Here is a 23,757-nt window from a genome sequence, read left to right as displayed (position 1 = left end):
CTTGCCCCCCCTATAAATTGATTTCCTTAGATTTGCCAAACTATATTATGAGGTCCAAGGTGAAAGGCCCAAGGAGCAAAGCATGTTTTTTACACCTTTTATCTTGTCACTTCCCGCGCAATGGCGTAATTTCTCAGGAAATTCAAGCGTACAGGCAGACAATATTATGACACAGACACGCATCGGGGTTATCGGGGTAGGGTATCTCGGCAAGTTTCACGCCCAAAAATACATGGCAAACCCGGAGGTAGAGCTGGTGGGGGTGGCGGATCTCAACCCGGCCTACGCCGCCGAGGTCGCCGCTGCCTGCAACACCACGGCCTTTGCCGATTATCAGGCGCTGCTTGATCAGGTCGATGCGGTGAGCGTGGTGGTGCCCACCAGCCTGCATCACCAGGTGGCCAAAAGATGTCTTCTCGCCGGGAAGGATGTCATGCTGGAAAAGCCCATGACCACCACCCTGGCCGAGGCCGATGAGCTCATCGCCCTGGCTGAGCAGGGGCAGCGCATCCTGCAGGTCGGCCATATCGAACAGTACAATCCCGCCATTCTGGCCATGGCCGAACATCTCACCCAGCCGCTCTTCATCGAGTCGCACCGGATCCATGTCTTCAAACCACGGGGCCTGGACGTCGATGTGGTCCTCGACCTGATGATCCACGACATCGACATTGTCTTAAGCATCGTCAAATCGCCCATCGCCTCCATGCACCCGGTGGGCATGCCGGTCTTCACCCAGACCACAGATATCGCCAACGTCCGCTTGATCTTTGAGAACGGCTGCACCGCCAATCTCACCGTAAGCCGCGTTTCCCGGGAAAACATCCGGCGGCTTCGCGTTTTCCAGCCCCATTCCTTTTTGGCGGTTGATTACGGCAAGAAGGAGATCACCGTGATCAAGCCCGGCAAGGAACTGGACGAAAACGGCATGCCCCAGGAGGAGGTCATTTCTTCCTGCTATCTGCACCAGGACGCCCTGGAGATGGAGCTGAAGGATTTTGTCAACAATGTCCGCAACCGGACCCAGCCGAAGGTCTCGGGCAGGGAAGGAAGACTGGCCTTGGCCGTGGCCCAGGAAATCATGGCCCGGATCAAGGAACATGCCGACACCCACCGCCAGCTGTTCAACGGCTGAGATCAGAAAACCATGCCAAATCTGAACGCCCCTCGGATCATGATCGTCGCCGGCGAGGCCTCCGGCGACATGCACGGGGCAAAGCTCGTTGCTGCCATGCGGGAACTGGCCCCGGATCTTGCCGTTTGCGGCATCGGCGGGCCGGCCCTGGCTGCCCAGGGGGTGGAGATCCTCTACGATTCCTCCCGGCTGGCCGTGGTGGGTATCGTCGAGGTCATCAGCCATTTCCGTTTCATCCGCGAAGCCATGCACGCCCTGGAAAAAAGGCTCCGGGAACATCCCCCCAACCTCTTGATCCTCATCGACTATCCCGATTTCAACCTGATCCTGGCCAAAAAGGCCAAGCGGTTCGGCATCCCGGTGTTCTACTACATCAGCCCGCAGGTCTGGGCCTGGCGCAGCGGCAGGGTCAAGACCATCAAAAAGCTGGTGGACCGGCTGGCCGTGATCCTGCCCTTTGAAAAGGAGTTCTACCAAGAACGCGGGATGGCGGTGGAGTATGTGGGCCACCCTCTCATGGATACGGTGCGCGCCGCCATGCCCCGGGCGGAGTTTCTCCAATCCCTGGGCATTGCCCCGGACAGCACGGTAATCGGTATCCTGCCGGGCAGTCGCAGGCGAGAGATAGCCGGGATGCTCCCGGTCTTCCTGGCCGCGGCAAGACTGATGCAGGCGCAGCTGATCAAGCCGGTCTTTGTCTTGCCCCTGGCCCCGACCCTGAGCGAGGATGATCTTCTGGCCAATGGCCTGGCGGAGGCAGGGGTCGAGGTTCGGGTGATCCGGGAGAACCGCTACGAGCTCATGGCCGCCTGCAACGCGGTCATGGCAGCCTCGGGCACCGTCTCCCTGGAACTGGCCATCCTGGATGTGCCCATGGTTATTTCCTACCGGGTATCGCCGCTCACCTATTTTTTAGGGCGGCGGCTGATCAAGGTCCAATACGCATCTTTGGTCAATCTGGTGGCGGGACGGGAGGTGGTGCCGGAGCTGTTGCAGGATGCGGCGACGTCGGAAAAGATCGCCGCAGCCACAGTAAGGCTTGTGGCGAATCAAACGGAACGCGAGCGCATGCTGGCAGGCCTTGCCGAGGTTCGGGAACGGCTGGGCGGGGCAGGAGCCTCGATGCGGGCCGCGCGGCTGGCTCTGGACACGATCACCCCCAATCCCGCTGCCTGATCGCCTCGTAGAGCACCACCGCTGCGGCCATGCCCAGGTTGATGCTGCGGATGTTGGGGTTACTCATGGGGATGGTAGCACACCTTTCCCGATACAGGGTGATGATCTCCTCGGGCAGCCCTTTGGTCTCGCGACCGAAGATCAGATAATCGCCGGGAAGGTAGCGCACCTCGGTGTACGCTCGGTCCACCTTGGTGGTGAAAAAGTGCAGACGCAGCTCATCCTGGGCCGCGAGAAATTCCTCAAAACTGTCCCAGTAGCGGATATCGACAAACTTCCAGTAGTCAAGGCCGGCCCGTTTCAGATGCTTGTCGTCGGTGGAAAAACCCAAGGGGCGAACCAGGTGCAGGATCGTGTCCGTGGCCCCGCACAGCCGGGAGATGCTCCCGGTATTGGGGGGTATCTCCGGCTCAACCAGAACGATATGAAAAGGGGCAGGGGAGGGCAAAAGGATTACAGCATGGAGATCGGGTTGTCCGGGGTGACCACCACGTTCTTCACCACCACAACCTTGGGATCATCCAGGCTGCTGGCCAACTGGGTGAGCGACTGAAATTCCTGACGGAAGCGAACCAGCTGGGTTCCTGCCAGCTGGGAGCGCGGGCGAAACTTGACATTGAAGGGGTTGGAGAAGACCCCGTTCTGCGCCATCCGGTAATCAAGATGCGGGCCGGTGGAGATGCCGGTGGAACCGACATAGCCGATGATCTGTTTTTGCCGAACCCTGGCCCCGGCCGTAATATTCTTGGCGAAACCGGAAAGATGCCCATAGTGGGTCTGGTAGCCGCCACCGTGGTCAATGATGATCTGTTTGCCATAACCGCCTTTCCAACCGGCAAAGTTCACCCGGCCGTCGGAGGTGGCCATGATCGGAGTCCCCATCGGCGCGGCAAGATCAACGCCCAGATGGGGACGGACAATATCCAGAACCGGATGATAACGGTGGTAGGTAAATCCGGAAGAGACCCTGGCCATGGGCACGGGGGAACGGATAAACGATTCGCCCAGCTCGTAGCCATTGTGATCGAAATAGGCGGTCTCCTCACGGCCCCGGTCATAATAGAAGCCTTCCAGCGGGCCGACTTCCTTGCTGTTATACCGCGCCACCAGGATCTTGCCGTAGCCGACAAACTGGTTGTTTTTGAAATACTTTTCAAAAACCAGCTCAAAGGTGTCGCCATAGCGGGTCTCGGTGTTGAAGTCGATCTTGGAGGCAAAGATGTCGGCAAAGCTGTAGATCAGCTTGGGGTCTTCATGGAAAGCGCTGAGCGCGGCAAAAAGGGATGATTCGATCTTGCCCCGCAGTTTCACCGTGCGGCAATCGAGGGAAACATCAAGTTTCTTGGCCTTTAAACAGCCCTCGGGCGTGCGTTCGATGGTATGGACCTCAAGCGGCCCCGATTCGTAAAGACATTTGACCAGACTGCCGTCGTCACCAAGGGTCAGGGTATAACGGTCCTTAGGCTTCATCTCCCGGAAATCCACCACACCATCAAAGGCGGTGATCACCGACTCCCGAACCCCCTCATCTACCCCGTTGGAGCGGAAGGATGAACTCAGCGAATCCCCCGGACGGATCTCCCCAACAATCTCCCGGACGTTGGGGAGAAAATCTTCGGTTTCACCGGAAGCGTAAGGATCTGTCCTCTTGATGGGTTGCCCATCCACGGCATAGAGAAAAAAGGCGACAACCAGCGCCAGGGAAACACCAATAGTAAGGAAATGGGAGGTGTTCAGAAAAATGACCAGCTGTCTTTGCGTATTGCTGTGGAAACGGGCCAATCCCCGGGAGAAGGCGGCGAGGCACGGCGGGCATAGCCGAAAAAGGGAGGCTTTGCACGTTTTGCGAATCAGGGCGAATATGTTGATTTTCTCTACCATTAACACTCCATTCCATAGGATTGTAGCGGACACTCACGCCTTCATATGGATGCCTACCTTTAGTTAAACATGTTCTGTTTAGCAAGATTAGGCGACTATTACAAGTTTCTTTTACCTGTCATTTATCTCGGTATCGTGGTTCTTTTAGACACATGGGGAAAATCCTGCCCCAAACAATTTGTTCGGTTGAAAAAAAAATAAAATTGTTGCACACTGCATTTTCGAAATTTTTTCCGGCTTCAACAAGTGGGGAGCCGGATATTTTTTATCAATATTTGCCTTCCGGCAGATTTTTTTTAACATCCAGATCAGGAGCAGCAGGCACCAATGGCGTTAATCGTGCAGAAATTCGGCGGGACCTCGGTGGCAAACCCGCAAAAAATCAAGGCGGTGGCCGAACGGGTCATGGGCTACAGCCGCAAGGGACACAGGATGGTGGTCGTGCTCTCGGCCATGGCCGGCGAGACCAACCGTTTCGTCGATCTGGCCAACCAGATGCAGGCCATCCCCGACCCCAGGGAGATGGACGTTCTCCTGGCCACCGGCGAACAGGCGACCATCGCCCTCTTCGCCATGGCGGTGAAGGAGGCGGGGCTTGATGCCATCTCGCTTTTAGGCGATCAGGTGAAGATCACCACCGACCGGATGCACACCAAGGCCCGAATCCAGACCATCGACGCGGAACTGATCAACCGTCATCTGGACGCGGGCAGAATCGTGGTGGTGGCCGGATTTCAGGGGGTCACCGAGGACGGCGACCTCACCACCTTGGGGAGGGGCGGCTCCGATACCACGGCCGTGGCCCTGGCTGCCGCGCTCAAGGCGGACGAGTGCGAGATCTACACCGATGTGGAAGGGGTGTACACCACCGACCCCAACGTCTGCGCCACCGCCAGAAAGATAGACCGTATCTCCTATGATGAAATGCTGGAACTGGCCAGTCTCGGCGCCAAGGTGCTGGACATCCGCTCGGTCGGTTTTGCCAAACGCTATAAAGTTCCTGTCCATGTTCGTTCCACCTTCACGGAAACCGAAGGAACATGGGTAGTAGAGGAGGATAAAGAAATGGAATCGAATCCGGTATCCGGAGTAACCTGCAGCAAGAACGAAGCCCGCATCACCATCAGCAAGGTCCCCGACGTGCCGGGCACCGCCTCCAAAATCTTCACCCCGATCACCAATGAAGGCATTGTCGTGGACATGATCATCCAGAACACCCGCGAGGGCGCACTCACCGATATGACCTTCACCGTGCCGCGCACCGATTACAAAAAAACCATGCAGATCACGGAACGGGTTGTGGCTGAAATCGGCGCCGAAAGTGTGACCGGTTCCGAGAATATCGTCAAGGTCTCCATCGTCGGGGTAGGCATGCGCAACCACGCAGGCATCGCCTCCACCATGTTCAAGGTTCTGGCCCAGGAAGGGATCAACATCCTGATGATCAGCACCTCCGAGATTAAGGTCTCCTGCGTCATCGAGGAGAAATACGCGGAACTGGCGGTCCGGGCCCTGCATGACGCATTCGGGCTGGGCAAAGGCAATTAAGGTATGACACATCCAGTCGCCATCTACGACACCACCCTGCGGGACGGAACCCAGGCCGAGAATTTCAACCTCTCGCTGGAAGACAAACTCCGCATTACCCTCAAGTTCGACGAACTGGGGATCGACTATGTCGAGGGCGGCTGGCCGGGCTCCAACCCCAAGGACGTGGAGTACTTCAAGGAAATCCAGAAGTACGAACTCAAGCACACCAAGGTGACGGCCTTTGGCTCCACCCGGCTGTTTGCCAACCCGGCGGAACAGGACGGTAACCTCAATGCCCTGATCGCTGCGAAAACCCCGGGGATCACCATCTTCGGCAAGACCTGGGACATCCATGTCCACGATGCCCTGCGCATCGGGCTCGACGACAACCTGCTGATCATCGAGGAGTCGCTGCAATATCTGCGGCCCCATGTCCAGCATCTGTTTTACGATGCCGAACATTTTTTCGACGGCTTCAAGGCCAACCGGGAATACGCTCTGGCCACCCTGGATCGGGCCATTGCCGGCGGCGCCGACTGCTTGGCGCTCTGCGAGACCAACGGCGGCACCCTGCCCACTGAGCTTGCCGCGATCATCGAGGCAGTAAAGGCGCATCTGAAGGCGAAAAAATCCTCGATAGAGTTCGGCATCCACGCCCACAACGATTCCGAGTGCGCGGTGGCCAACTCCCTGATCGCTGTTTCCATGGGCGCTTCCCAGGTGCAGGGCACGGCCAACGGCTTTGGCGAGCGGTGCGGCAACGCCAACCTCACCTCGATCATGCCGGCCCTGGCCTTGAAAATGGGCTATGAGTTTGCGGCTGCGGCCAACCTGCACCGGCTCACCGAGGTTTCTCGTTTTGTTTCCGAACTGGCCAACCTCTCCCCCAACAAGTACCAGCCTTACGTAGGGCAGTCCGCCTTTGCCCACAAGGGCGGCATCCACGTGAGCGCCGTGCAGCGCAACCCCCTGACCTACGAGCACCTGGAACCGGAAAAGGTGGGCAACGTGCGGCGGGTGCTGATCTCGGATCTTTCCGGCAAAAGCAACGTGCTGGTCAAGGCGAAGAAGTTCGGCCTGGATCTGGACAGCAAGGATCCGGTGGTCAGCGCCATCGTCAAGGAGCTGAAGAACCTGGAGAATCAAGGCTTTCAGTACGAAGGGGCAGAGGCATCCTTCGAGCTCCTCATGCGCCGCGCCATGGGAACCCCAAAGAAGTATTTCGACCTGCACGGCTTTCGGGTGATCAGCCAGAAGAATCCGGACGGCGTGCTTCAGGAGGAAGCCACCATCCGCTTATCCGTGGCCGGCGAGGAGGTGCATACCGCCGCCCATGGCAACGGCCCGGTCAACGCCCTGGACAAGTCATTGCGCAAGGCCCTGACCCAGTTCTACCCGAATCTCAAGGAGATGGAGCTGCAGGATTACAAGGTGCGGGTACTGGCCAGCGAACACGGTACCGAGGCCCGGGTGCGGGTGCTGATCGAATCCCGCGATCACAACAGCCACTGGGGCACGGTGGGGGTTTCCCCGGACATCATTGAGGCAAGCTGGCAGGCCCTGGTGGACAGCATCACCTACAAGCTCATGAAGGATGAACAGAACAGGCACTGATACCGGGAGAAAGGACCTGCGCCCGTTGGTGCTCGTCCTTTTTGCCCTGGGCATCCTGTCCGTTACCGCTGTCCGCATGGGCTGGCCGATCCTTCCGCAACATGAAGTTCCCGCCCCGTCAAAACTTGCCTGGTGCGATGGTTCAGTCGCCACCGGTCTCTACCGGGTGCCTGCCGATGCCGCTTACCCGGGAGAGGAAGACCAGCCACAGGCCGAAGCCGCTCCCGGACAGGAAAACAATGCATCAAGAAAACCCCCGGCCAAACTGGCCCCCTTGTTTTTCAAGCCCATTCCCATCAATCAGGCCGACGAAGAGCTGCTGATCACCATTCCCGGGATCGGTCCGGTCTTTGCCCGGAGAATCATCGAGTTTCGCGAGCAGCATGGGAGGATCAATGCCATTGAGGAACTGGACGAGGTCAAGGGGGTTGGCCCGGCCAAGCTGAAGATACTCAAGGCCCACTTGGTTGTCGATTAATGCAAAATTGTTGCATCCTGCAGGAGCGGCTTCAGCCGCGATAACTACCGGATCGCGGCTGAAGCTGTTCCTACAAAAGCACCTTGAACGTGCTACGCTAAAAAAAGCCGCCCCTGGGCCAGGCATTTCCCCAGCTCCCGGTACACCTCCCGAAACCGCTCCCTGTCAGGCCTGGCGCCAAGCGCCCGGATGATCCGCCGGGACAACGGCCCTTGGGCGAGCATGCTTTCCACACCCTGTCGGATGGTGTGCCCGGCTGCGGCCAACTCCGGGGTACACTCCACAGCCAGATCCTGCCACAACTCTGCCGCGGTCATGGCTGCGTTTCCCACTCTGCCAAACAAGCTAAGGTAACGGCGGTTGTCGATCACCGCCTCTTCGCCATCCTTGACCGTGCCGACAAAAATCTCCGCCATTCCTCCGGTCTCCGCCGCCTTCTGCGCCGCCAACCCAGACCAGCGCTCTGCAGTCAAGCCTTTCAACACCGCGCAGATCAGCACCGCCAGGGAAACATCGGCCAGCGGGCACTCCTGGATATCCAGGACCCGGATCTCGATGGCATTGCGGTCGAAACGGGCAATGGTCCCACGGGAGTTGAGCCATTCCGCTTCCAGCACCCCGTCCGGATCAAAGGGCGCAATGTCGCGGCGCAGACGCTGGTAAATCTCCCGCTCATAATCGGCCTCGCTGAAAACCGGCTCCGGGATGACCTGACCGGTGATGGAGGGAATCCGCTGCTGGTTGAACTGGTAATAATTCAGTCGGGTGTCCAGCCAGCCGGTGAGGGCACCGTCCGCCGCGGGCGAGCTTGCCGCGATGGCCGGGAGGATGGGGAGCAATACCCGGATCGCCGCATGCAGACGGGCAAATCCTTCGTCCGAGTCAAAGCCCAGGTTGAGATGAGTGGACTGCACGTTGGACCAGCCATGGCCCTGGCAGTTGAAGATTCGGTTGTAGGCGTGATAGATGTCCCGGTTGCCGTGGGGCCAGAGATGGGTTTCGCTATGCGGGTCCATCCAGGGGTGCATGGCGGTGGGCAAAAGGATCGCCCCCTGGCTCGCTGCCACCCGGCCGAGTTCCTCAACCTCTTTCTGAAGTTTTTCCACCAGCATCGGCAGATCAGAGACCGGATCGCTGTTCTTGATCTCGATCACATGCAGGGCCAACTCGTTGGACCAGGCCATGATGCCCCGTTCCACCTCGTTGGTGATGGTGCCCGCAACCCGCTCCAGGATACGGTCGGCAATGGGCGCCACATCAAGGGTTTCCTCACGGACCAGCATGTATTCCAGTTCGATGCCGAATTTATGAAATAACTCGTCTTGGCTCATGCCCACAGCCCGCCGCCCTTGCGCTCGTCCACCCTGCGGGCAAAGACCCGCATCAACCGGAGATAGAGCTCGTCTTTCAGCACCTTGTCTTCCACGCCCGCATCGATATTGGGGTTGTCGTTGATCTCGATGAGATAGAAGCTGTTGCCCACCTGCTTGATGTCCACCCCGTACAGGCCATCGCCGATGAGGGCCGAGGCCTTGAGCGCCAGCTTGATCAGCGCGGGGGGGCAATGCTCCACCGGCAGGGTCTCGGCCTCGCCGTCGTCGAGCTTGCGTCCGGCCTGGTCCCGCTTGATGATCTGCCAATGCTTCGGGGCCATGAAGTATTTGCAGGCAAAAAGCGGTTGCCGGTCGAAGACCCCGATCCGCCAGTCATAGGTGGTGGGCATGAACTCCTGGGCGATGACCAGCTCTGATTTTTGCAGCAGGACCGGCAGCTCCCGGGCCAGCTCCGCCTCGTTATCCACCTTGACCACCCCTTGGGAAAAGGAGCTGTCCGGCTTTTTGAGCACACAGGGAAAGCCCAGCTCCGCGGCGAACTGTTGCCAGTTGCCCTGATGGACGATGCGGGTCTTGGGGATGGGAATCCGGTGCCGGGTGAGGATCTCCGCCAAAAACACCTTGTTGGTGCAGCGCAGGATCGACTCCGGATCGTCGATTACCACCAAGCCTTCAGCCACGGCCCTTCTGGCGAAACGGTAGGTGTGGTGGATAACGCTGGTGGTTTCCCGGATAAAGAGGGCATCGAACTCGGCCAGCCTGCCGTAATCATCCTTTTGAATGAACTCGGTGGCAAAACCAACATTCTCCGCCGCCTTGACCATGCGCTGCAGAGCCTTGGCGTTGGAGGGAGCTTCCGCCTCGGCCGGGTCGTGGAGGATGGCCAGATCGTAGCGGGCGGTGCGCCGCCGATGAAAAATGCGATGCCGCCCCTTGAAATACTCCGCAGCCATCTCCACGGCAAAATCGCGGTGATCTTCCGGGATATCGTTGGCCGCGATGGGGGTTATGCCGGTCAGTTGCCATTTGCCGTCTTTTTCATTATGGCTGAAGCTGGCGCGCAGAAAGGGGGCCTGGAAAATCTTAAACAGCTGTTGGGCGAGCTTTTCGTGCCGCTTGGCCACGTTATGCCCGAAATAGATGCTCACCACAAACTCCGGCGATTTTATCTGACACAGGCTCTGCTGGATGATCTGGTCCAGGTCGTCCGAGGCGATGCGGATAATGGCCTGGGTCTTGAAATCCTGGATGGTGGCCACGTCCGGCAAGGGTTTGTGCCCCCTGGCCGCAGCCAACAGGGAGACATAATAACCCGTGCTCTGGTAGCGATAGGATTTGCAGAGGTTGAACACCCGGGCCGAGGTCATTTCCGCGTAGGCCGCATCGGTGAGGTAAGCGCGAGCCGGGACAATCTCCACCTCGCTGATGGCCAGGGGCCAATCCTTGGGGTCGTTGACGACAATCAGCACCTTCATGCAATCACCGTGTTATTCATCCGGCCATTGCCTTTTTTCATGGAGGGCTCGATGATGAGAAGGTTGGCGTCGTAGGTGACGATGCCCAGCAGAATAGCGCAGATTACCCGGTCGATGGCCACCTGGTATTGCTGGCTGGTTGACATGGGGTTGCCCATGAGCGGGTCGGCGATGGCAACCAGCCGATCCGGCCGGTTGTAGCCGCAGAGCACAACAAAATGGCCGGAGGCATGGCCGCGCACATCGTCATCCTCGCAGAGGTCGCCGTATTCCCGCATGCTTCGGTACAGGTAGGTGGAGCTTAAGCCCGTGAGCACCGGGATCGAGCGTTTCAGGTATTTGCGGAGCAGGGCAGGGGTGAGGTCGGCGAAACGCAGCTCCCCGCCGAGGTTGAGAAAATCGAGATAGCCCCGGGTGGCGAGGTGGAGTTTGGCATCCTCCTTGGCCTCCATCTGGGCCAGAAGCCGCGCCGCGATATAATCCGGACCATAGAGAAACCAGGTGGGGTCGAAGACCTGGAGGTTGTAGGTGTAGATCCGCGCCTTGTAGCCCCGGCGCAGGGCGTGGCAGGCGAGGAAGACATCCAGGGTGCCGCCGGTTTCCAGGCTTTTCACCTCGTCGATCACCCTGGTCAAGGTGATGTCGTCGTCGTAGTATTGATACACGGCGTGGAGGCAGGTGGGGCCACAGGTGGTGAGGTCGGGTTGCGGCAGGATGGTGACGTCAAGGAAGGCTTCCAAATGGGTATCCCCAGGATATCAAGAAAAATAAGGGGATTCTTTCCCCCTCTCTAAAATCTTCAGGAAGCAGCTGCGGTATCAGACCCCTCCGGCAAGAGTGGCGGCGGGTTGCCTGTTTCATCCAGCAGGAATTTCTCGATGTTCAGGATCAGAATCTCTTCGGGAGTATCCCCCTTGCTCTTGCGCCCCAAGGCGTCGATAAAATTGCCGTGCTGCATGGAAAAGGCCATGGGCAGGGGAGAAATAACCTCGTCAAGCAGGCCGAAGTATTCGAGGTTGTCGGCAAGGATGGAAACACGCTGGCCATTGGCGCGTTCAAAAATAACCGCGTATTCGTAGGTGAATTTCTTTATTTTCTTGGCTGCGCCGTCAAACAAGGAGAGCAGGGTTTGCAACTCATTATTTTCCGCCTGATGGATAACATCCTTTGCTGCTTCAAATTTTCCGGCCTGGATAAGAATACTCACCTCAACGGCCAGGGAATGAATCCTTTTGTGCGGGGCGTCAAATTGAGCCATGTAGTCGGTCAGGTTATAACTATGAAATTTGCAGGTGTCATACCAGAGCCCAAAGGCGCATTTATGCGGGTCTGTCTGCACCGAGATTTCCTGGCCGTTTGCAACCTGATCTTTTAATTTTTCCAGCCAGGCAAGGTGATCCTGCTTGCGCTGACCAAGGGAGTCGATCAGGGTGTTGATCTCCTCTGTCAGGGTGGCGATACCCATTTTTTTTCGGATATCGTACACCGGCACAGCCTTGCCCATATAGTCTATGACTCCCCGCATATGAGAAGGCATATGCGGAATCAGGGTGTGGCGGGGCATGTCGATGATCGCAACCAACACCTCCTGCCTCAAACCGAATTTCTGGTCGGCGGAGGTAAAAACCAGATACTCATGGGCATTGGTGTATTCCTGATTTTCAGAAGCAATCTCTGCGGGCATCAACCACATCTCCTTAATGGGATTATCTCCCCAACATCTGCCGCTCACTCCTACATCCTATTTTTTGAAGAAATCAGCCGGCCACTTTCGCAACCAGCGCCGCCATGACTGCGCGAATCCGCGCATAGTCCTCAAGGGAAAGTCCGGCGCCCAGCGCCACCATTTCTGCCGTTTTGGCGGTGAGAAAGTCCCCGGGCCCATGGGCATCGGCATTCACCGCCAGACCAGCGCCTGCGGCCAGGGCCATCTTGGCCACATGCCCATTGGTGAGCGAGTGCCCCCGGCGGCCGGACAACTCGAGGAGAATCCCCTTGTCCGCGGCAAGTTGTGCATCTTCCTGGGTGATAAAGCCGGGATGGGCCAGAACATCGACGCCAGCCTCGATGGCAGCCCGGTTGGTCCCAGGCCGCACCGGCTCCACCGGGGTTTCCCCATGACCGACCACGATCTTGGCCCCAAGCTGCCGCGCCCTGCGGGTGAGTTCCGCAAACTGCTCCAGCGGCACATGGGTCAGTTCGATGCCGGGCAGGAGCTGGGTCTTGGAGTATTTATTCAGATCAGCCGCCGCCTGCACAATGCGAGGGATGATGAAATCCAGGTTGGAGGAATCGGCGTGATCGGTGATGGCGATGGCCGAATAACCGAGAATTTCCACCCGACGCAGATGCTCGGCCGGGACGAGTTCACCGTCGCTGAACAGGGAGTGGGTATGTAGATCAATCATGGGAGCTCCATTAGGCAGAATATTATTCCTTTGAGATATTTAATATTGCTGCAAAAAGTGTGGGGATTCCTATTAGGCCCAGGACGATGGCGGAAAAGCCATTGTCTCCTACGCTTGGTTCCATGGCAAATACAACGCTAAACAAGGTTAAAAGAGTGCCAATGGCCAGTGGAATTGCGGTAAAAAAATTTCGGATAAATGTCTTCATCTATTTATCACCTTTGGGATTGCAAATCGTCAACATCAGATCGAATGTTTTCAATTTCGCTTTCCTGATCATTTAAAGAATCTTCTAGACGGGCTGTCTCACCTGCCTGGTCATCAATTGACGATTCCAAATCGCCTAGGCGACTATTCATTTCATGAACTTTAAAGAAGATCGCAAATACCCCAATAAAAATTAAGATACCCAGAGCTGTTACAACTCTTCGATTAAATGTAATCATTATCGACTCCCGCCCCGCTAAACACCCGAGCTAAGTGGTGGCTCTTGCCATCCACTTAAGCGGCTGCTTAGATGAATACATTTCATTCTTACATAGGTAAGTTATCATGCAAATTTATCGTCATCATAGCACAACCAAAGCCCGATGTTGTGGGATTTCGTGCCCTAAATCATTTTCCCCCGCAAGGAATTCTGGCAGGCACTCTCGATCTCAACCATAAGCAACTGACCAGGAACCAATAGCGTTTCGCAGGAAAAATTCACAATCTGATTCCCACCGGTCCGGCCGCTCCATTGATTGGCCGGAGACTTGCTTGCCCCTTCCACCATGACTTCCAGGGTTTTACCAATATCCAATTGCTTAAGCGCCAGGGCAATTTCCTCCTGCCGCGCCTGCAAGCGGGCAAGCCGCTCGGTCTTGACCTCTTCCGCGACCTTGTCGGGGAAATCAGCGGCCTTGGCATTGGGGCGGTCGGAATACTTGAAGGAATAGGAGCCGTGGTATTGCACCGTCTCCATTACCTGCATGGTGGCGGCAAAGTCCTCCTCCGTTTCCCCTGGAAAACCGACGATGATATCGGTGGTCAGGGCGATGTCCGGCCGGTATTCCCGCAGCCGGGCCGCCTTGTCGAGGTAGGCCTCGATGGTGTACTTGCGGTTCATCCGCTGCAGGATACTGTTTGAGCCGGACTGAACCGGGAGGTGAAAATGGGGGCAGAGCACGGGAATCTCGGCAAAACAACGCATCAGCTCTTCGGAGAGATCCTTGGGATGGGATGAGGTGAAACGCAGCCGCTCCAGACCTTCGATACCGGCCACCGCGCGCAGGAGTTCGGGGAAACCTTTGCCCTGGATGCCGTCGCACCCTTTGCCGTAAGAATTGACATTCTGGCCGATGAGGGTGATCTCCTTGACCCCCTGGCTCACAAGATGGGTTGCCTCGGCCAGAATATCGGTAAAACTCCGGCTTATCTCCCGGCCCCGGGTATAGGGCACCACGCAGTAGGTGCAGAAATTATCGCACCCCTGCATGATGGTGATGAACCGTTTATGCGAAGGGCCCTCCGCCAGGTTGGGGAGAAAAGGGGGGATGACAAAATCGGCGGAAAGCTCCGTAACCACCAGAGGTTTTCTGTCCCGGCTAAATGTTGCCACCAGGGAGGGCAGGGCGTAAATCGACTGCGGGCCCATGACGATATCGATATAGGGCATCCGCTCCAGCAGGGCCGCGCCATCCTGTTGGGCCACGCAACCGGTCACGGCCAGGATGAGATTGGGGTGGGTCGCCTTGAGCTTCTTGTAACGGCCAAAGCAGCTGTACGCCTTGTGCGCTGCCTTGCCGCGGATACTGCAGGTATTGACCACCACCACATCGGCCTGCTCGGGCTGATCGGTCTGGACATAGGCATGCTCGCCAAGAAGCTGGGCCATGATCTCGGAATCACGCTCATTCATCTGGCAGCCAAAGGTTTCCATGTAGAGAAGCTGTGTCATGCTTGATACTTTACCTTCTTAAGACGCTGAGCCATGCTCTGCAGCACCTGCCTCACATCCTGCTCCAACTCAGGAGGGTACTTCAACTCCATCACCCCCTCGATCCGGTCCACGGTGGACATGATGGTCAGATTGTCATAGGCCTCGAGAATGAATTTCAAAAAATAGATCTGTTCCGGGTCGATTCGAATCCGACAACTGGCCAAGCTGCTTGCCATGGCATTCATCACACGCTCAACGCGGAATCAACCCCGCCGAGAATATCCTTGTACTTGGCAAGCCGGGGCATGACCACCTCATCGAGGAATTCATCGGTCTGCTGCGGCGCCCGGCCGACAAACTCGCTGCCGTCTCCGACCAACTCTTGCAGCTCCTGCACATTGAAGGGCACCGCCGGATCATTGGCAAGGCGGACGAGCAGATCGTTGGCCAGCCCTTCTTCCTTCACCACCTTGCCGGCGGCCACGGAATGGACCTTGACCACCTCATGCATCTCCTGGCGGCTCTTTCCCTTCTCCACACAGGCCATGAGAATCTTCTCCGTGGCCATGAAGGGGAGCTCCTGAGCCAAATGGCGGGCAATTTGTTTCGGATAGACAACCATTCCCTGGGAAACATTGAGAAACAACTTTAAGATGGCATCGGTGAGCAAAAAGGCCTGGGGAATATCCATGCGGCGAATGGCCGAATCGTCCAGGGTCCGCTCAAACCATTGATTGGCGTAGGTGGCGCCGAAATTGCCCACCAGACCCATGAGCTTTCTCGCCAGACCGGTCATCCGCTCGGAACGCATGGGGTTGCGCTTGTAGGCCATGGCCGAGCTGCCGACCTGATTCTTTTCAAAGGGCTCTTCCTGAACCTTAAGGTTACTGAGCAGCCGCAAGTCCACGGCAAACTTGTGGGCAGTGGCGCCGATGCCGGCCAGGGTCTCCACGGTTTTCATGTCGAGCTTGCGGGTGTATGTCTGGCCGGTAACGGCAAAAACCTCGGTAAATCCAAGTTTTTTCGCAACAAGTTCATCCATTTTGCGAACTTTGTCGTGATCTCCCTTGAACAACTCGATAAAGGTGGCCTGGGTGCCGACCGTTCCCTTGGCCCCGCGCGCCTTGATCTGCGCCTCCAGGTGCTCCAGGTAATCAAGATCCATGAGAAGATCCTGAATATACAGGGTGTTACGCTTGCCGACCGTGGTGGGCTGAGCTGGCTGATAATGGGTGTAGCCCAGGGTTGCCAGACCTTTGTGCTGGCGACAGAAGGCGGCCAGGTTGGCAATGACATTCACCAAGCTCTTCTTAATGAGCTGCAGCCCCTTTTTCTGGAGAAGCAAATCGGTGTTGCAGCCGACAAACTGGGAGGTGGCGCCGAGATGGATAATCGGCTCGGCAGTAGGGCACTTGAGGCCATAGGTATAGACATGGGCCATGACATCATGGCGGATTTCCTTCTCCTTAGCCGAGGCCAACTCGAAATCGATATCCGTGGCATGGGCGCGCAGCTCATCGAGCATACCGCTGGTGACGAGATCGGAAAGACCCATTTCATGCTGGGCCTCGGCCAGGGCGATCCAGCAGCGGCGCCAGGTTTCAAATTTAGTACGCTCGGAAAAAAGCTCCTGCATCTCGCGGCTGGTGTACCGGCTGACCAGGGGCTCCTGATAGATATCACGATTCATGACCATCTCCATCTCTCAATAATGTGATTCGGTTCGGTACAGATCCACCCGAAAATAACGGCTTCATTAACAGGGAATTCTTTACCAAGAAACAAGAAAAAATGCTCGTGAAAGGGGGGCTGCGACAGCCTCGAGTTTCACCTTAATACACAACGTCGCATAATGTATATTATGTATAGTAAAATAAAAACAAATTAAATCAAGACGATAACTGCTTGAAATCCACCGCTTCCACCTGCCAGCTGGTTTTATCGCGGAAAGTATTACGGCGGAGTCTGAACGCCACCCCCAAGGGTTGGCCACTCTCAAGAAGGGTTTGAAAATCCCCGGCCAGACCAAAACCAATGCCGTCGAGAATCGCACCGTTGAATCGCACGGTGAATTTTAAATGATTGACGCCAACCTCACGGGGTTTCTCCGCCATGCCCTGGGCGCTGAAAACCGGCTCGGAATTTCCCATGCCAAACGGCGCCATCTTTTCATACATCTGCAGGAATCCCTGGTCGAAAATACTGCCGCCTTCCTCATGCCAGGCTATGCCAACCTTGGGGGCAAGCATCCTGTCCGTTACGAGTTCGCCCAATCGCCTCTGAAAATGCGCTTCCAGCTCCGGGAGATTCCCCGCAGGCAGGGTCAACCCCACAGCGGCTTCATGGCCACCAAAGGCCGTAAAAAGTTCAGACTTCTCCTTAAGTAATCCGTACAGATTCACCCCAGACACCGATCGCCCGGAACCTTTTGCCATGCCATCCTTAATAGTAAAAAACAACGTGGGCCGGTTAAACTTCTCGACCATTCTGGCCGCGCCAATGCCGATCACCCCCGGATGCCAGCCTTCCCCAGTAATAATCAGCCCTTTTTCCCCAGCCTTAACAGCCGTTTCAGCCAGGATAACCGCCTCCTGACACATTGCCTCAAGCACGGATTTTCTCAGCTCGTTTTCCAAGTTCAATTCATGGGCAAGAGCCTTGGCCCGTTCCGGATCTTCCGAAATTAATAGTTCCAAGGCCCGACCGGCATCCCCCATTCTCCCTGCGGCATTGAGGCGGGGTCCGAGGCGATAGCCAATATCCTCGCAGGTTACCCCGGAGCCACTGATGCCTGACACCCGGCTGAGTTCCGCAAGGCCTGGTCGAACAGAGCCGGATAATACCTCAAGTCCTGCTTTAACAAGAATGCGATTTACCCCTATAATCGGGACCATATCTGCCACGGTGCCAACGGCAACCAGATCAAGATAGGATTTAAGATTGGGAATCTCCTGCCCTTCCTTAAAGAGTCCTTGGTCATGGAGCGTTTTTCTGATTCCCATGGCCAGATAAAAAGCAACCCCGACCCCGGCCAGATTCTTCTCCGGGAAGGTGCACTCTTTTTGTTGCGGGTCCAACACCGCCTCAGCCTGAGGCAATTCCTCGGGTGCTTGATGATGATCCGTAACAACGACCTGGCATCCAAGGTCCTGCAACTGCCGGACCTGAAGATTGCTTGAGATGCCGCAATCAACGGTAATTACCAGGGGCGCCTGCTCCAGCACCCCAGGCGGGACGGTGCGCCGAATCGTCTCAAGATGCAACCCGTATCCCTCAAGTAAACGATGAGGTTGGCAGACGTATACATCTGAAAAACCGATTTTTTTCAGGAAAAGAAATAGGAGAGCAGCCCCGGTGGTGCCATCCACATCGTAGTCGCCATAGACAATCACCGGGCCCTGCCGGGCAAGAGCTTGCAAAACAACCTCCACCGCCGCCGCCATCCCCTGCATGAGAAAGGGCGAGGGCAGCTCGGCAAGGGAAGAAGAAAAAAATTGCTCCGCCTGAGTCCGGTTTTCCACGCCTCTGCCCAGAAGGATTGCCGCCATCGGCTTGGGCAGGTCCAGCTCGGCCGCCAAAAGGCTTACCCGCGCGTGATCAATGGGAGCTATCTCCCAGATTTTTTCAATTCTGGACAAAGGATACCCCTCACAATTTACTTCATGTTTTGATTGTATTGATTTGGATGGGCGAAACTATTCTTGCTATTCGTTCGCCTGACGCGGAGTCGCTGCCTCGGGGTCGCCAAGAATGCCAACCCCCCTGACGATGTAATGGACTCCTGAGAGAACGGTGAAAATAGCAGTGGCATAAATCAGATAACCACCTGCGGGGAAAATGGGCTGGAGGTATTCGTGGCCAAGATAGAAGACCACGGTGAGCAGCTGCAGAAAGGTTGTCACCTTGCTGACCAGGGAGGGTTTTATCTTGAAGTCGCGGTCATAGAGCATAAGAATGCCGATCCCCCCGCAGATGAGCACATCCCTGCTCACCACGATCACGGCCAGCCATTTCGGCAAAACACCCAGGACGGCCAAGGTGATGTAGGAGGTAATCAGCAGCAGCTTGTCGGCAATGGGATCGATAAAGGCGCCGAAATCGGTTTTCTGTTTCAGCACCCTGGCCAGGAATCCGTCCAAGGCATCGGTGACGCCGGCCAGGACAAAAACCCAGAAGGCGGCAAGCTCCCTGCCGTCAAGCAGGAAGATGACCAGGAGGGGGATCAGCAGAATCCTGCCCATGGTGAGAAGATTCGGGATGTTCATGCGCTGCTCACTCCCCTTTTGCTCCTGAAAGAAAATCTCTGACACGGTCAAAAATCGTTGCCGCCTCGGAGGGGACAAACCAACAAATCCGCGGATCGTTGCCAAACCAGGTCATCTGCCGCTTGGCATAGCGCCTGGTATCGCGGGCCAGCAGGAAAAGGGTCTCGTCCCAATCCCATTGGCCCTGGAGAAACTGGAGCATGTGGCGGTAGCCGATGGACTGCATGGCTTTCAAGCCTGGATCATACCCCATGCCCAGTAATTTTTCCACCTCAGCCAATAACCCCTCTGCAACCATCTGCTCCACCCGCAGGTTGATCCGTTCATAGAGCGCCTCCCGCTCGCAATCCAGGCCGATCTGCAACACCTTGGTCAAGGCGGGCTGAACCTTTTGCTCGCGGAGATGTTCGCTCCAGGGGCGCCCGGTGGCCTGGAAGATCTCCAAGGCCCGCAGCAAGCGGTGGGTATCGTTGGGGTGGATGCGGCCGGCGGATTCGGGATCGCATTGGCCCAGCTCACCAAAGAGAACCGCCCTTCCCTCTTCCGCCAGCCGCTGCCTCAGGATGGCCCGCACCGCCTCCGACACGGGGGGAATCTCGAACAGCCCTTCCAGCAAGCCCTTGAGGTAGAGACCCGTGCCGCCGACCAGCAAGGGGTGGTTGCCCCTGGCGATGATCTCCCGGCAGGCCTGGGCGGCGTCCGCCACATAGCGGGCCACATGGTACTCCTCGTCCGGGTCCACCACATCGAGAAGATGATGGGGTACTCTGGCGCGTTCCTCGGCGGTGGCCTTGGCGGTGCCGATGTCCATGTGCCGGTAAATCTGCATGGAATCAAGACCCACGATCTCGCAGGAAAACCGCTCGGCCAGGGCGAGGGAGAGCGCGGTCTTGCCCACGGCCGTGGGGCCGATGAGGACGAGCACGGGTTCGGTCAGCGGCGTTCCGGTGGCAGGCCGATCCATGGGTGGCAACGTATCCTTATATAAGACAAAGAAAAGAATTGTTCTTCAAGCTGGTTTCCGGTACAAATACAAGTTTGCAATCCGGCCGGCAAGCAGGCAACTCCGGGCCGGAAAAACCAGCATTATCAACGAATAAGACCTCTATATACCATATATTCCACAAAGGAGAAGATCATGCCCGAGAGAATTTACAACTTCAGCGCCGGACCATCCACCCTCCCCGAGGAGGTGCTCATCCAGGCGGCCAAGGACATTGTAAACTTCAACAACAAGGGCATGGGCCTCATCGAGATGAGCCATCGCTCCAAGGATTTTATCGCCGTGGTGGACGAGTGCGAGGCGAACCTCCGCGAGCTGATGAAGATTCCGGCCAACTACAAGGTGTTGTTCCTCCAGGGCGGTGCCTCCATGCAGTTCGCCATGATCCCCATGAACCTGCTGGGACCGGGCAAGACCGCCAGCTACCTCAACACCGGGGTCTGGGCCAAGAAGGCGATCAAGGAGGCCAAGCTGTTCGGCAACATCCAGGTCCCCTACTCCAGCGAGGAATCCACCTTCAACCATGTGCCCAAGGATAGCGATTATACCGTGGATCCGACGTCGGAATACCTCTACTTCGTGACCAACAACACCATCTACGGCACCCAGTTCCCCGCCATGCCCAAGAGCGAGAAGATGCTCATCGCCGACATGTCCTCGGACATCCTCTCCCGCGAGTTCGATATCACCCCCTTCGGCATCGTCTATGCCGGAGCCCAGAAAAACATGGGGCCTGCCGGGGTCACGGTGGTCATCATCCGCGAGGATCTGCTGGATCGCGCCCCGGAAACCCTGCCCACCATGCTCAAGTACAAGACCCACGCGGACAACGGCTCCATGTTCAACACCCCGCCCTGCTTTTCCATCTATGTGGTGGGGTTGGTCCTCAAATGGCTCAAAAAACTCGGCGGCGTCGCAGCCATGGAAAAAATCAACCAGGAGAAGGCGGCCATCCTCTACAACGCCATCGACGCCACTGATTTCTACCGGGGCCATGCTAAAGCAGGCTCCCGCTCCAATATGAACATCACCTTCAACCTACCCACCCCGGAATTGGAGGCCCAGTTCATCAAGGAGGCCACCGCCAAGGGAATGGACGGCCTCAAGGGACACCGCTCCGTCGGCGGCTGCAGAGCGTCGATCTACAACGCCTTCCCCAAGGCCGGGGTCGAGGCGCTGGTTGCTTTTATGAAGGAATTCGAGAAAAAGAACAGCTGATTCTTCTCCATTGCAAACCCGATGGTCAGCTGGTTTCCTGCGAAGCCGCTGACCATTTTTTATTTCTGAGTACCGAGCAATCTCAGCAGCAAGAGAACACCTTCGTTTTTCTGTTCGTTTCTTTGTTTGCCCAAAGAAACGAACCAGCAGCGAAGCGGCGAAGAAAGGGCCCCCTGTGTCCCTTGTCCCGCCGAAGGCGGGATACCCGGAGTTTATGCCCCGCAGGGGTACTCCTCGATGCTGCCGGGGCTTTGCAAACTCGGCTTTCGCCTCAAACAGTGCAAATCCCCTTTCGGCAGCCTCTCCGGTGCTCGGCTGCGGGCCAATGGGATTGTAACGGCTATGAAGCATAGGAATTGACGAATAGAGCATGCATTACGAAGGCGCCCACATCATCCGCCCGCCCAGCGAGGCGGACAGCATCATCCTCCAAGTGACGGTGGGCTGCTCCCATAACCGCTGCACCTTCTGCGGCACCTATAAAGAAGAGCGCTTCCGCATCAAGGACTGGGCAATAGTCGAGGCAGACCTCGATTTTGCCGCCCAATACTGCACCAGGCAGTCCCGAGTTTTCCTGGCCGACGGTGATGTCCTTGCCCTGAGCCAATCTCGGTTGGTGGAACTGCTGACCAAGATCAAGCAACGGCTGCCCTGGGTGAACCGAGTCAGTCTTTACGGCAATGCCCGCGCCATCCGCAATAAAAGCGTGGATCAGCTCCTGGAATTGAAGGGGCTCGGCTTGCACCGGGTGTACATGGGACTTGAGAGCGGCTACGATCCAGTCCTCACTGCCATCGACAAGGGCGCGGATGCCGCGCAGATGATCGAGGCGGGCCAGCGGGTTAAAGCCGCCAATCTTTTTCTCTCGGTCACCGCCCTGCTCGGCATTGCAGGGGCCACGCTTTCCCTGGAGCACGCCAAGGCCACCAGCCAGGTGCTCTCAGCCATGGAGCCCAACCAGACCGGCATCCTCACCCTGATGCTCCTGGAAAACACCCCGCTCTATCAGCTGGAAAGAGCGGGAAAATTCGAGCTGCCGGACCAGTACGGCATGCTGCGCGAGCTGCGCACCATGGTGGAACATCTTGACCTGAAAAAGGGCCAGCTCCAGAGCAACCACGCCTCCAATTACCTGGCGATCAACGCCAGAATGCCCCGGGACAAAGAGGCGGTGCTGGCGGCCATCGACCAGGCCCTGGCCGGGCACACCCGGCTCAAACCCGAATATCTGCGAGCCTTGTAATGGAAACGGAAAAAATCGATCTCAAAAACCTCACCCTGCTCCAGATGCGCGATTGGGTCAAAGCCCAAGGCTGGCCGGCCTTCCGGGCCCAGCAGATCTTTGCCTGGCTCTACCGCACCGGGATCAGCGATTTCTCCCAGATGACCGACATCTCCAAGGAGGTCCGGGCCAAGCTGGCGGAGATTGCCACCATCAGCCGCCTTTCCCCGGCCATGGAGGAGCGCTCCCAGGACGGCAGCGTCAAGTACGGCTTTCGCTTGGCAGACGGGGCAGTCATCGAATCCGTGCTCATCCCCGAGGGGGAACGGTTAACCCTCTGCGTCTCCTCCCAGGTGGGCTGCGCCATGGGCTGCAACTTCTGCCTCACCGGCACCATGGGCTTTGTCCGCAACCTGACCGCTGGCGAGATCGTGGGCCAGGTCCAGGCCGTGACCGAGATTGTCCAAGCCCAGGGCAAAAACCGGATCAACAACCTGGTCTTCATGGGCATGGGCGAGCCGCTGGCCAACTTCGACAATCTGATCGACGGACTCAACATCCTCATGGAGCAGACCGGCCTCGATTTCTCCAGCCGAAGGATCACCGTCTCCACCTGCGGCATCATCCCCAAGCTCAAGGAGCTGGGCGAGGCGGTGACGGTCAATCTCGCCATTTCCCTGCACGCAGCGGACGATGAAACGCGCAGCCAGCTCATGCCCATCAACAAGACCTACCCGGTGGACGAGCTGTTGGCCGCCTGCCGCGCCTATCCCCTGCCCAGCCGCCGCAAGGTCATGATCGAGTACATCATGATCAAGGATCTCAACGATTCCGTGCGCCACGCGCGCCTCTTGATCAAAAAACTGCACAAGCTGCGCTGCAAGGTCAACCTCCTGCCCTACAACGAGAACAAAACCTTCCCCTACCAAAGCCCCGCCCGCGAGCAGGTGGAGCTGTTCCAGCAAACCCTGCGCGATTCCGGGATCACCGCTCTGATTCGCGAGTCCCGAGGCGGGGATATCTCCGCGGCCTGCGGCCAGCTGGCGGCCGAGGCGGACGAGGAAGATTAGGCCGCAAACCTTCCCTGCCCTTCAAGG

The 23,757-nt window shown here is 57.3% G+C and carries 23 protein-coding genes; 8 read left to right on the top strand and 15 right to left on the bottom strand.

Annotated features, from left to right (window positions below):
• Window positions 1-166 precede the first annotated feature (166 nt).
• Both ACZ46D_RS04425 and lpxB read left to right on the top strand, forming a co-directional pair.
• Window positions 167-1,135 (top strand): Gfo/Idh/MocA family protein, encoded by a 969-nt coding sequence (locus ACZ46D_RS04425; protein ID WP_464928825.1) that lies wholly within the window; start codon window positions 167-169, stop codon window positions 1,133-1,135.
• Window positions 1,136-1,147: 12 nt separating this feature from the next.
• The gene (gene lpxB, locus ACZ46D_RS04420) at window positions 1,148-2,311 is read left to right on the top strand and encodes a lipid-A-disaccharide synthase (protein WP_464928824.1); all 1,164 of its coding nucleotides are present in this window, start codon (window positions 1,148-1,150) and stop codon (window positions 2,309-2,311) included.
• Here the strand turns inward: lpxB and ACZ46D_RS04415 are convergent.
• Both ACZ46D_RS04415 and ACZ46D_RS04410 read right to left on the bottom strand, forming a co-directional pair.
• Window positions 2,289-2,759, bottom strand: a complete 471-nt coding sequence (locus ACZ46D_RS04415) for a tRNA (cytidine(34)-2'-O)-methyltransferase (RefSeq protein ID WP_464928823.1) — start codon at window positions 2,757-2,759, stop codon at window positions 2,289-2,291. The two genes, lpxB and ACZ46D_RS04415, sit on opposite strands and share 23 nt — an antisense overlap.
• Window positions 2,760-2,764: 5 nt before the next feature.
• Window positions 2,765-4,192: a peptidoglycan DD-metalloendopeptidase family protein gene (locus ACZ46D_RS04410; RefSeq protein WP_464928822.1), complete on the bottom strand. Its 1,428-nt coding sequence runs from the start codon at window positions 4,190-4,192 to the stop codon at window positions 2,765-2,767.
• Window positions 4,193-4,519: 327 nt separating this feature from the next.
• On the opposite strand from ACZ46D_RS04410, the gene ACZ46D_RS04405 reads away from it, so the two are divergent.
• Genes ACZ46D_RS04405 through ACZ46D_RS04395 form a run of 3 tightly spaced genes read left to right on the top strand, consistent with a single transcriptional unit; the run spans window position 4,520 to window position 7,814 of the window.
• On the top strand, window positions 4,520-5,740 hold the full coding sequence (locus ACZ46D_RS04405) for an aspartate kinase (RefSeq protein WP_464928821.1): 1,221 nt from the start codon (window positions 4,520-4,522) through the stop codon (window positions 5,738-5,740).
• 3 nt (window positions 5,741-5,743) lie between these two features.
• Window positions 5,744-7,336: a citramalate synthase gene (cimA, locus tag ACZ46D_RS04400; RefSeq protein ID WP_464928820.1), complete on the top strand. Its 1,593-nt coding sequence runs from the start codon at window positions 5,744-5,746 to the stop codon at window positions 7,334-7,336.
• Window positions 7,317-7,814 (top strand): ComEA family DNA-binding protein, encoded by a 498-nt coding sequence (locus ACZ46D_RS04395; RefSeq protein WP_464928819.1) that lies wholly within the window; start codon window positions 7,317-7,319, stop codon window positions 7,812-7,814. Before cimA ends, ACZ46D_RS04395 begins: the two co-directional genes overlap by 20 nt.
• A 92-nt stretch (window positions 7,815-7,906) precedes the next feature.
• Here ACZ46D_RS04395 and ACZ46D_RS04390 read toward each other — a convergent pair whose 3' ends face one another.
• From ACZ46D_RS04390 to miaA, 13 genes are all read right to left on the bottom strand, one after another.
• Window positions 7,907-9,145, bottom strand: coding sequence for a carboxylate-amine ligase (locus ACZ46D_RS04390; protein ID WP_464928818.1), 1,239 nt, complete (start codon window positions 9,143-9,145; stop codon window positions 7,907-7,909).
• Window positions 9,142-10,623 carry a RimK family protein gene (locus tag ACZ46D_RS04385; protein WP_464928817.1) on the bottom strand — a complete coding sequence of 494 codons (1,482 nt, stop codon included), beginning with the start codon at window positions 10,621-10,623 and terminating at the stop codon, window positions 9,142-9,144. The genes ACZ46D_RS04390 and ACZ46D_RS04385 overlap by 4 nt, the downstream gene beginning before the upstream one ends.
• Complete coding sequence (locus ACZ46D_RS04380; protein WP_464928816.1) at window positions 10,620-11,363, bottom strand: hypothetical protein; 744 nt, start codon at window positions 11,361-11,363, stop codon at window positions 10,620-10,622. The genes ACZ46D_RS04385 and ACZ46D_RS04380 overlap by 4 nt, the downstream gene beginning before the upstream one ends.
• Window positions 11,364-11,422: 59 nt before the next feature.
• Window positions 11,423-12,307 carry a chemotaxis protein CheW gene (locus ACZ46D_RS04375; protein WP_464928815.1) on the bottom strand — a complete coding sequence of 295 codons (885 nt, stop codon included), beginning with the start codon at window positions 12,305-12,307 and terminating at the stop codon, window positions 11,423-11,425.
• Between the two features lie 73 nt (window positions 12,308-12,380).
• Complete coding sequence (locus ACZ46D_RS04370; RefSeq protein ID WP_464928814.1) at window positions 12,381-13,031, bottom strand: histidinol phosphate phosphatase domain-containing protein; 651 nt, start codon at window positions 13,029-13,031, stop codon at window positions 12,381-12,383.
• 22 nt (window positions 13,032-13,053) lie between these two features.
• Entirely contained in the window at window positions 13,054-13,239 is a 186-nt protein-coding gene (locus ACZ46D_RS04365) for a hypothetical protein (protein ID WP_464928813.1), read from the bottom strand.
• Between the two features lie 7 nt (window positions 13,240-13,246).
• Window positions 13,247-13,477 carry a hypothetical protein gene (locus tag ACZ46D_RS04360; RefSeq protein WP_464928812.1) on the bottom strand — a complete coding sequence of 77 codons (231 nt, stop codon included), beginning with the start codon at window positions 13,475-13,477 and terminating at the stop codon, window positions 13,247-13,249.
• Between the two features lie 164 nt (window positions 13,478-13,641).
• On the bottom strand, window positions 13,642-14,970 hold the full coding sequence (miaB, locus tag ACZ46D_RS04355; RefSeq protein ID WP_464928811.1) for a tRNA (N6-isopentenyl adenosine(37)-C2)-methylthiotransferase MiaB: 1,329 nt from the start codon (window positions 14,968-14,970) through the stop codon (window positions 13,642-13,644).
• Entirely contained in the window at window positions 14,967-15,188 is a 222-nt protein-coding gene (locus tag ACZ46D_RS04350) for a DUF4911 domain-containing protein (RefSeq protein WP_464928810.1), read from the bottom strand. The genes miaB and ACZ46D_RS04350 overlap by 4 nt, the downstream gene beginning before the upstream one ends.
• 8 nt (window positions 15,189-15,196) lie before the next feature.
• Window positions 15,197-16,642: an adenylosuccinate lyase gene (purB, locus tag ACZ46D_RS04345; RefSeq protein ID WP_464928809.1), complete on the bottom strand. Its 1,446-nt coding sequence runs from the start codon at window positions 16,640-16,642 to the stop codon at window positions 15,197-15,199.
• Between the two features lie 199 nt (window positions 16,643-16,841).
• Window positions 16,842-18,590 carry a single-stranded-DNA-specific exonuclease RecJ gene (recJ, locus tag ACZ46D_RS04340; protein ID WP_464928808.1) on the bottom strand — a complete coding sequence of 583 codons (1,749 nt, stop codon included), beginning with the start codon at window positions 18,588-18,590 and terminating at the stop codon, window positions 16,842-16,844.
• Between the two features lie 66 nt (window positions 18,591-18,656).
• The gene (gene pgsA / locus ACZ46D_RS04335) at window positions 18,657-19,217 is read right to left on the bottom strand and encodes a CDP-diacylglycerol--glycerol-3-phosphate 3-phosphatidyltransferase (RefSeq protein ID WP_464928807.1); all 561 of its coding nucleotides are present in this window, start codon (window positions 19,215-19,217) and stop codon (window positions 18,657-18,659) included.
• Window positions 19,218-19,224: 7 nt separating this feature from the next.
• Window positions 19,225-20,181 carry a tRNA (adenosine(37)-N6)-dimethylallyltransferase MiaA gene (gene miaA / locus ACZ46D_RS04330; protein WP_464928806.1) on the bottom strand — a complete coding sequence of 319 codons (957 nt, stop codon included), beginning with the start codon at window positions 20,179-20,181 and terminating at the stop codon, window positions 19,225-19,227.
• Between the two features lie 174 nt (window positions 20,182-20,355).
• Here miaA and serC point away from each other — a divergent pair, with 174 nt between their 5' ends.
• The 3 genes from serC to rlmN all read left to right on the top strand — a co-directional run bounded on the left by serC (window position 20,356) and on the right by rlmN (window position 23,730).
• Window positions 20,356-21,438: a 3-phosphoserine/phosphohydroxythreonine transaminase gene (serC, locus tag ACZ46D_RS04325; RefSeq protein WP_464928805.1), complete on the top strand. Its 1,083-nt coding sequence runs from the start codon at window positions 20,356-20,358 to the stop codon at window positions 21,436-21,438.
• A gap of 370 nt (window positions 21,439-21,808) precedes the next feature.
• Complete coding sequence (locus ACZ46D_RS04320) at window positions 21,809-22,681, top strand: radical SAM protein (RefSeq protein ID WP_464928804.1); 873 nt, start codon at window positions 21,809-21,811, stop codon at window positions 22,679-22,681.
• A complete protein-coding gene (rlmN, locus tag ACZ46D_RS04315) occupies window positions 22,681-23,730 on the top strand; it encodes a dual-specificity RNA methyltransferase RlmN (protein ID WP_464928803.1) in 1,050 nt (349 codons plus the stop codon). The genes ACZ46D_RS04320 and rlmN overlap by 1 nt, the downstream gene beginning before the upstream one ends.
• Window positions 23,731-23,757 lie beyond the last annotated feature (27 nt).

This window comes from Thiovibrio sp. Mzg5 (assembly GCF_055379285.1).
Note: the sequence above shows the minus strand (reverse complement) of the source record. Positions and strands in the feature narration are given on the sequence as shown.

Bases quoted from the DNA above. Each gene is read 5' to 3' on its own strand.
- ACZ46D_RS04350 (WP_464928810.1), bottom strand. From the start codon at position 15,188: ATGGCAAGCAGCTTGGCCAGTTGTCGGATTCGAATCGACCCGGAACAG.
- ACZ46D_RS04385 (WP_464928817.1), bottom strand. From the start codon at position 10,623: ATGAAGGTGCTGATTGTCGTCAACGACCCCAAGGATTGGCCCCTGGCC.
- ACZ46D_RS04365 (WP_464928813.1), bottom strand. From the start codon at position 13,239: ATGAAGACATTTATCCGAAATTTTTTTACCGCAATTCCACTGGCCATT.
- ACZ46D_RS04360 (WP_464928812.1), bottom strand. From the start codon at position 13,477: ATGATTACATTTAATCGAAGAGTTGTAACAGCTCTGGGTATCTTAATT.
- purB (WP_464928809.1), bottom strand. From the start codon at position 16,642: ATGAATCGTGATATCTATCAGGAGCCCCTGGTCAGCCGGTACACCAGC.
- serC (WP_464928805.1), top strand. From the start codon at position 20,356: ATGCCCGAGAGAATTTACAACTTCAGCGCCGGACCATCCACCCTCCCC.
- miaA (WP_464928806.1), bottom strand. From the start codon at position 20,181: ATGGATCGGCCTGCCACCGGAACGCCGCTGACCGAACCCGTGCTCGTC.
- rlmN (WP_464928803.1), top strand. From the start codon at position 22,681: ATGGAAACGGAAAAAATCGATCTCAAAAACCTCACCCTGCTCCAGATG.
- ACZ46D_RS04370 (WP_464928814.1), bottom strand. From the start codon at position 13,031: ATGATTGATCTACATACCCACTCCCTGTTCAGCGACGGTGAACTCGTC.
- ACZ46D_RS04410 (WP_464928822.1), bottom strand. From the start codon at position 4,192: ATGGTAGAGAAAATCAACATATTCGCCCTGATTCGCAAAACGTGCAAA.
- ACZ46D_RS04320 (WP_464928804.1), top strand. From the start codon at position 21,809: ATGCATTACGAAGGCGCCCACATCATCCGCCCGCCCAGCGAGGCGGAC.
- ACZ46D_RS04375 (WP_464928815.1), bottom strand. From the start codon at position 12,307: ATGCCCGCAGAGATTGCTTCTGAAAATCAGGAATACACCAATGCCCAT.
- miaB (WP_464928811.1), bottom strand. From the start codon at position 14,970: ATGACACAGCTTCTCTACATGGAAACCTTTGGCTGCCAGATGAATGAG.
- lpxB (WP_464928824.1), top strand. From the start codon at position 1,148: ATGCCAAATCTGAACGCCCCTCGGATCATGATCGTCGCCGGCGAGGCC.
- ACZ46D_RS04405 (WP_464928821.1), top strand. From the start codon at position 4,520: ATGGCGTTAATCGTGCAGAAATTCGGCGGGACCTCGGTGGCAAACCCG.
- ACZ46D_RS04390 (WP_464928818.1), bottom strand. From the start codon at position 9,145: ATGAGCCAAGACGAGTTATTTCATAAATTCGGCATCGAACTGGAATAC.
- ACZ46D_RS04395 (WP_464928819.1), top strand. From the start codon at position 7,317: ATGAACAGAACAGGCACTGATACCGGGAGAAAGGACCTGCGCCCGTTG.
- cimA (WP_464928820.1), top strand. From the start codon at position 5,744: ATGACACATCCAGTCGCCATCTACGACACCACCCTGCGGGACGGAACC.
- pgsA (WP_464928807.1), bottom strand. From the start codon at position 19,217: ATGAACATCCCGAATCTTCTCACCATGGGCAGGATTCTGCTGATCCCC.
- ACZ46D_RS04425 (WP_464928825.1), top strand. From the start codon at position 167: ATGACACAGACACGCATCGGGGTTATCGGGGTAGGGTATCTCGGCAAG.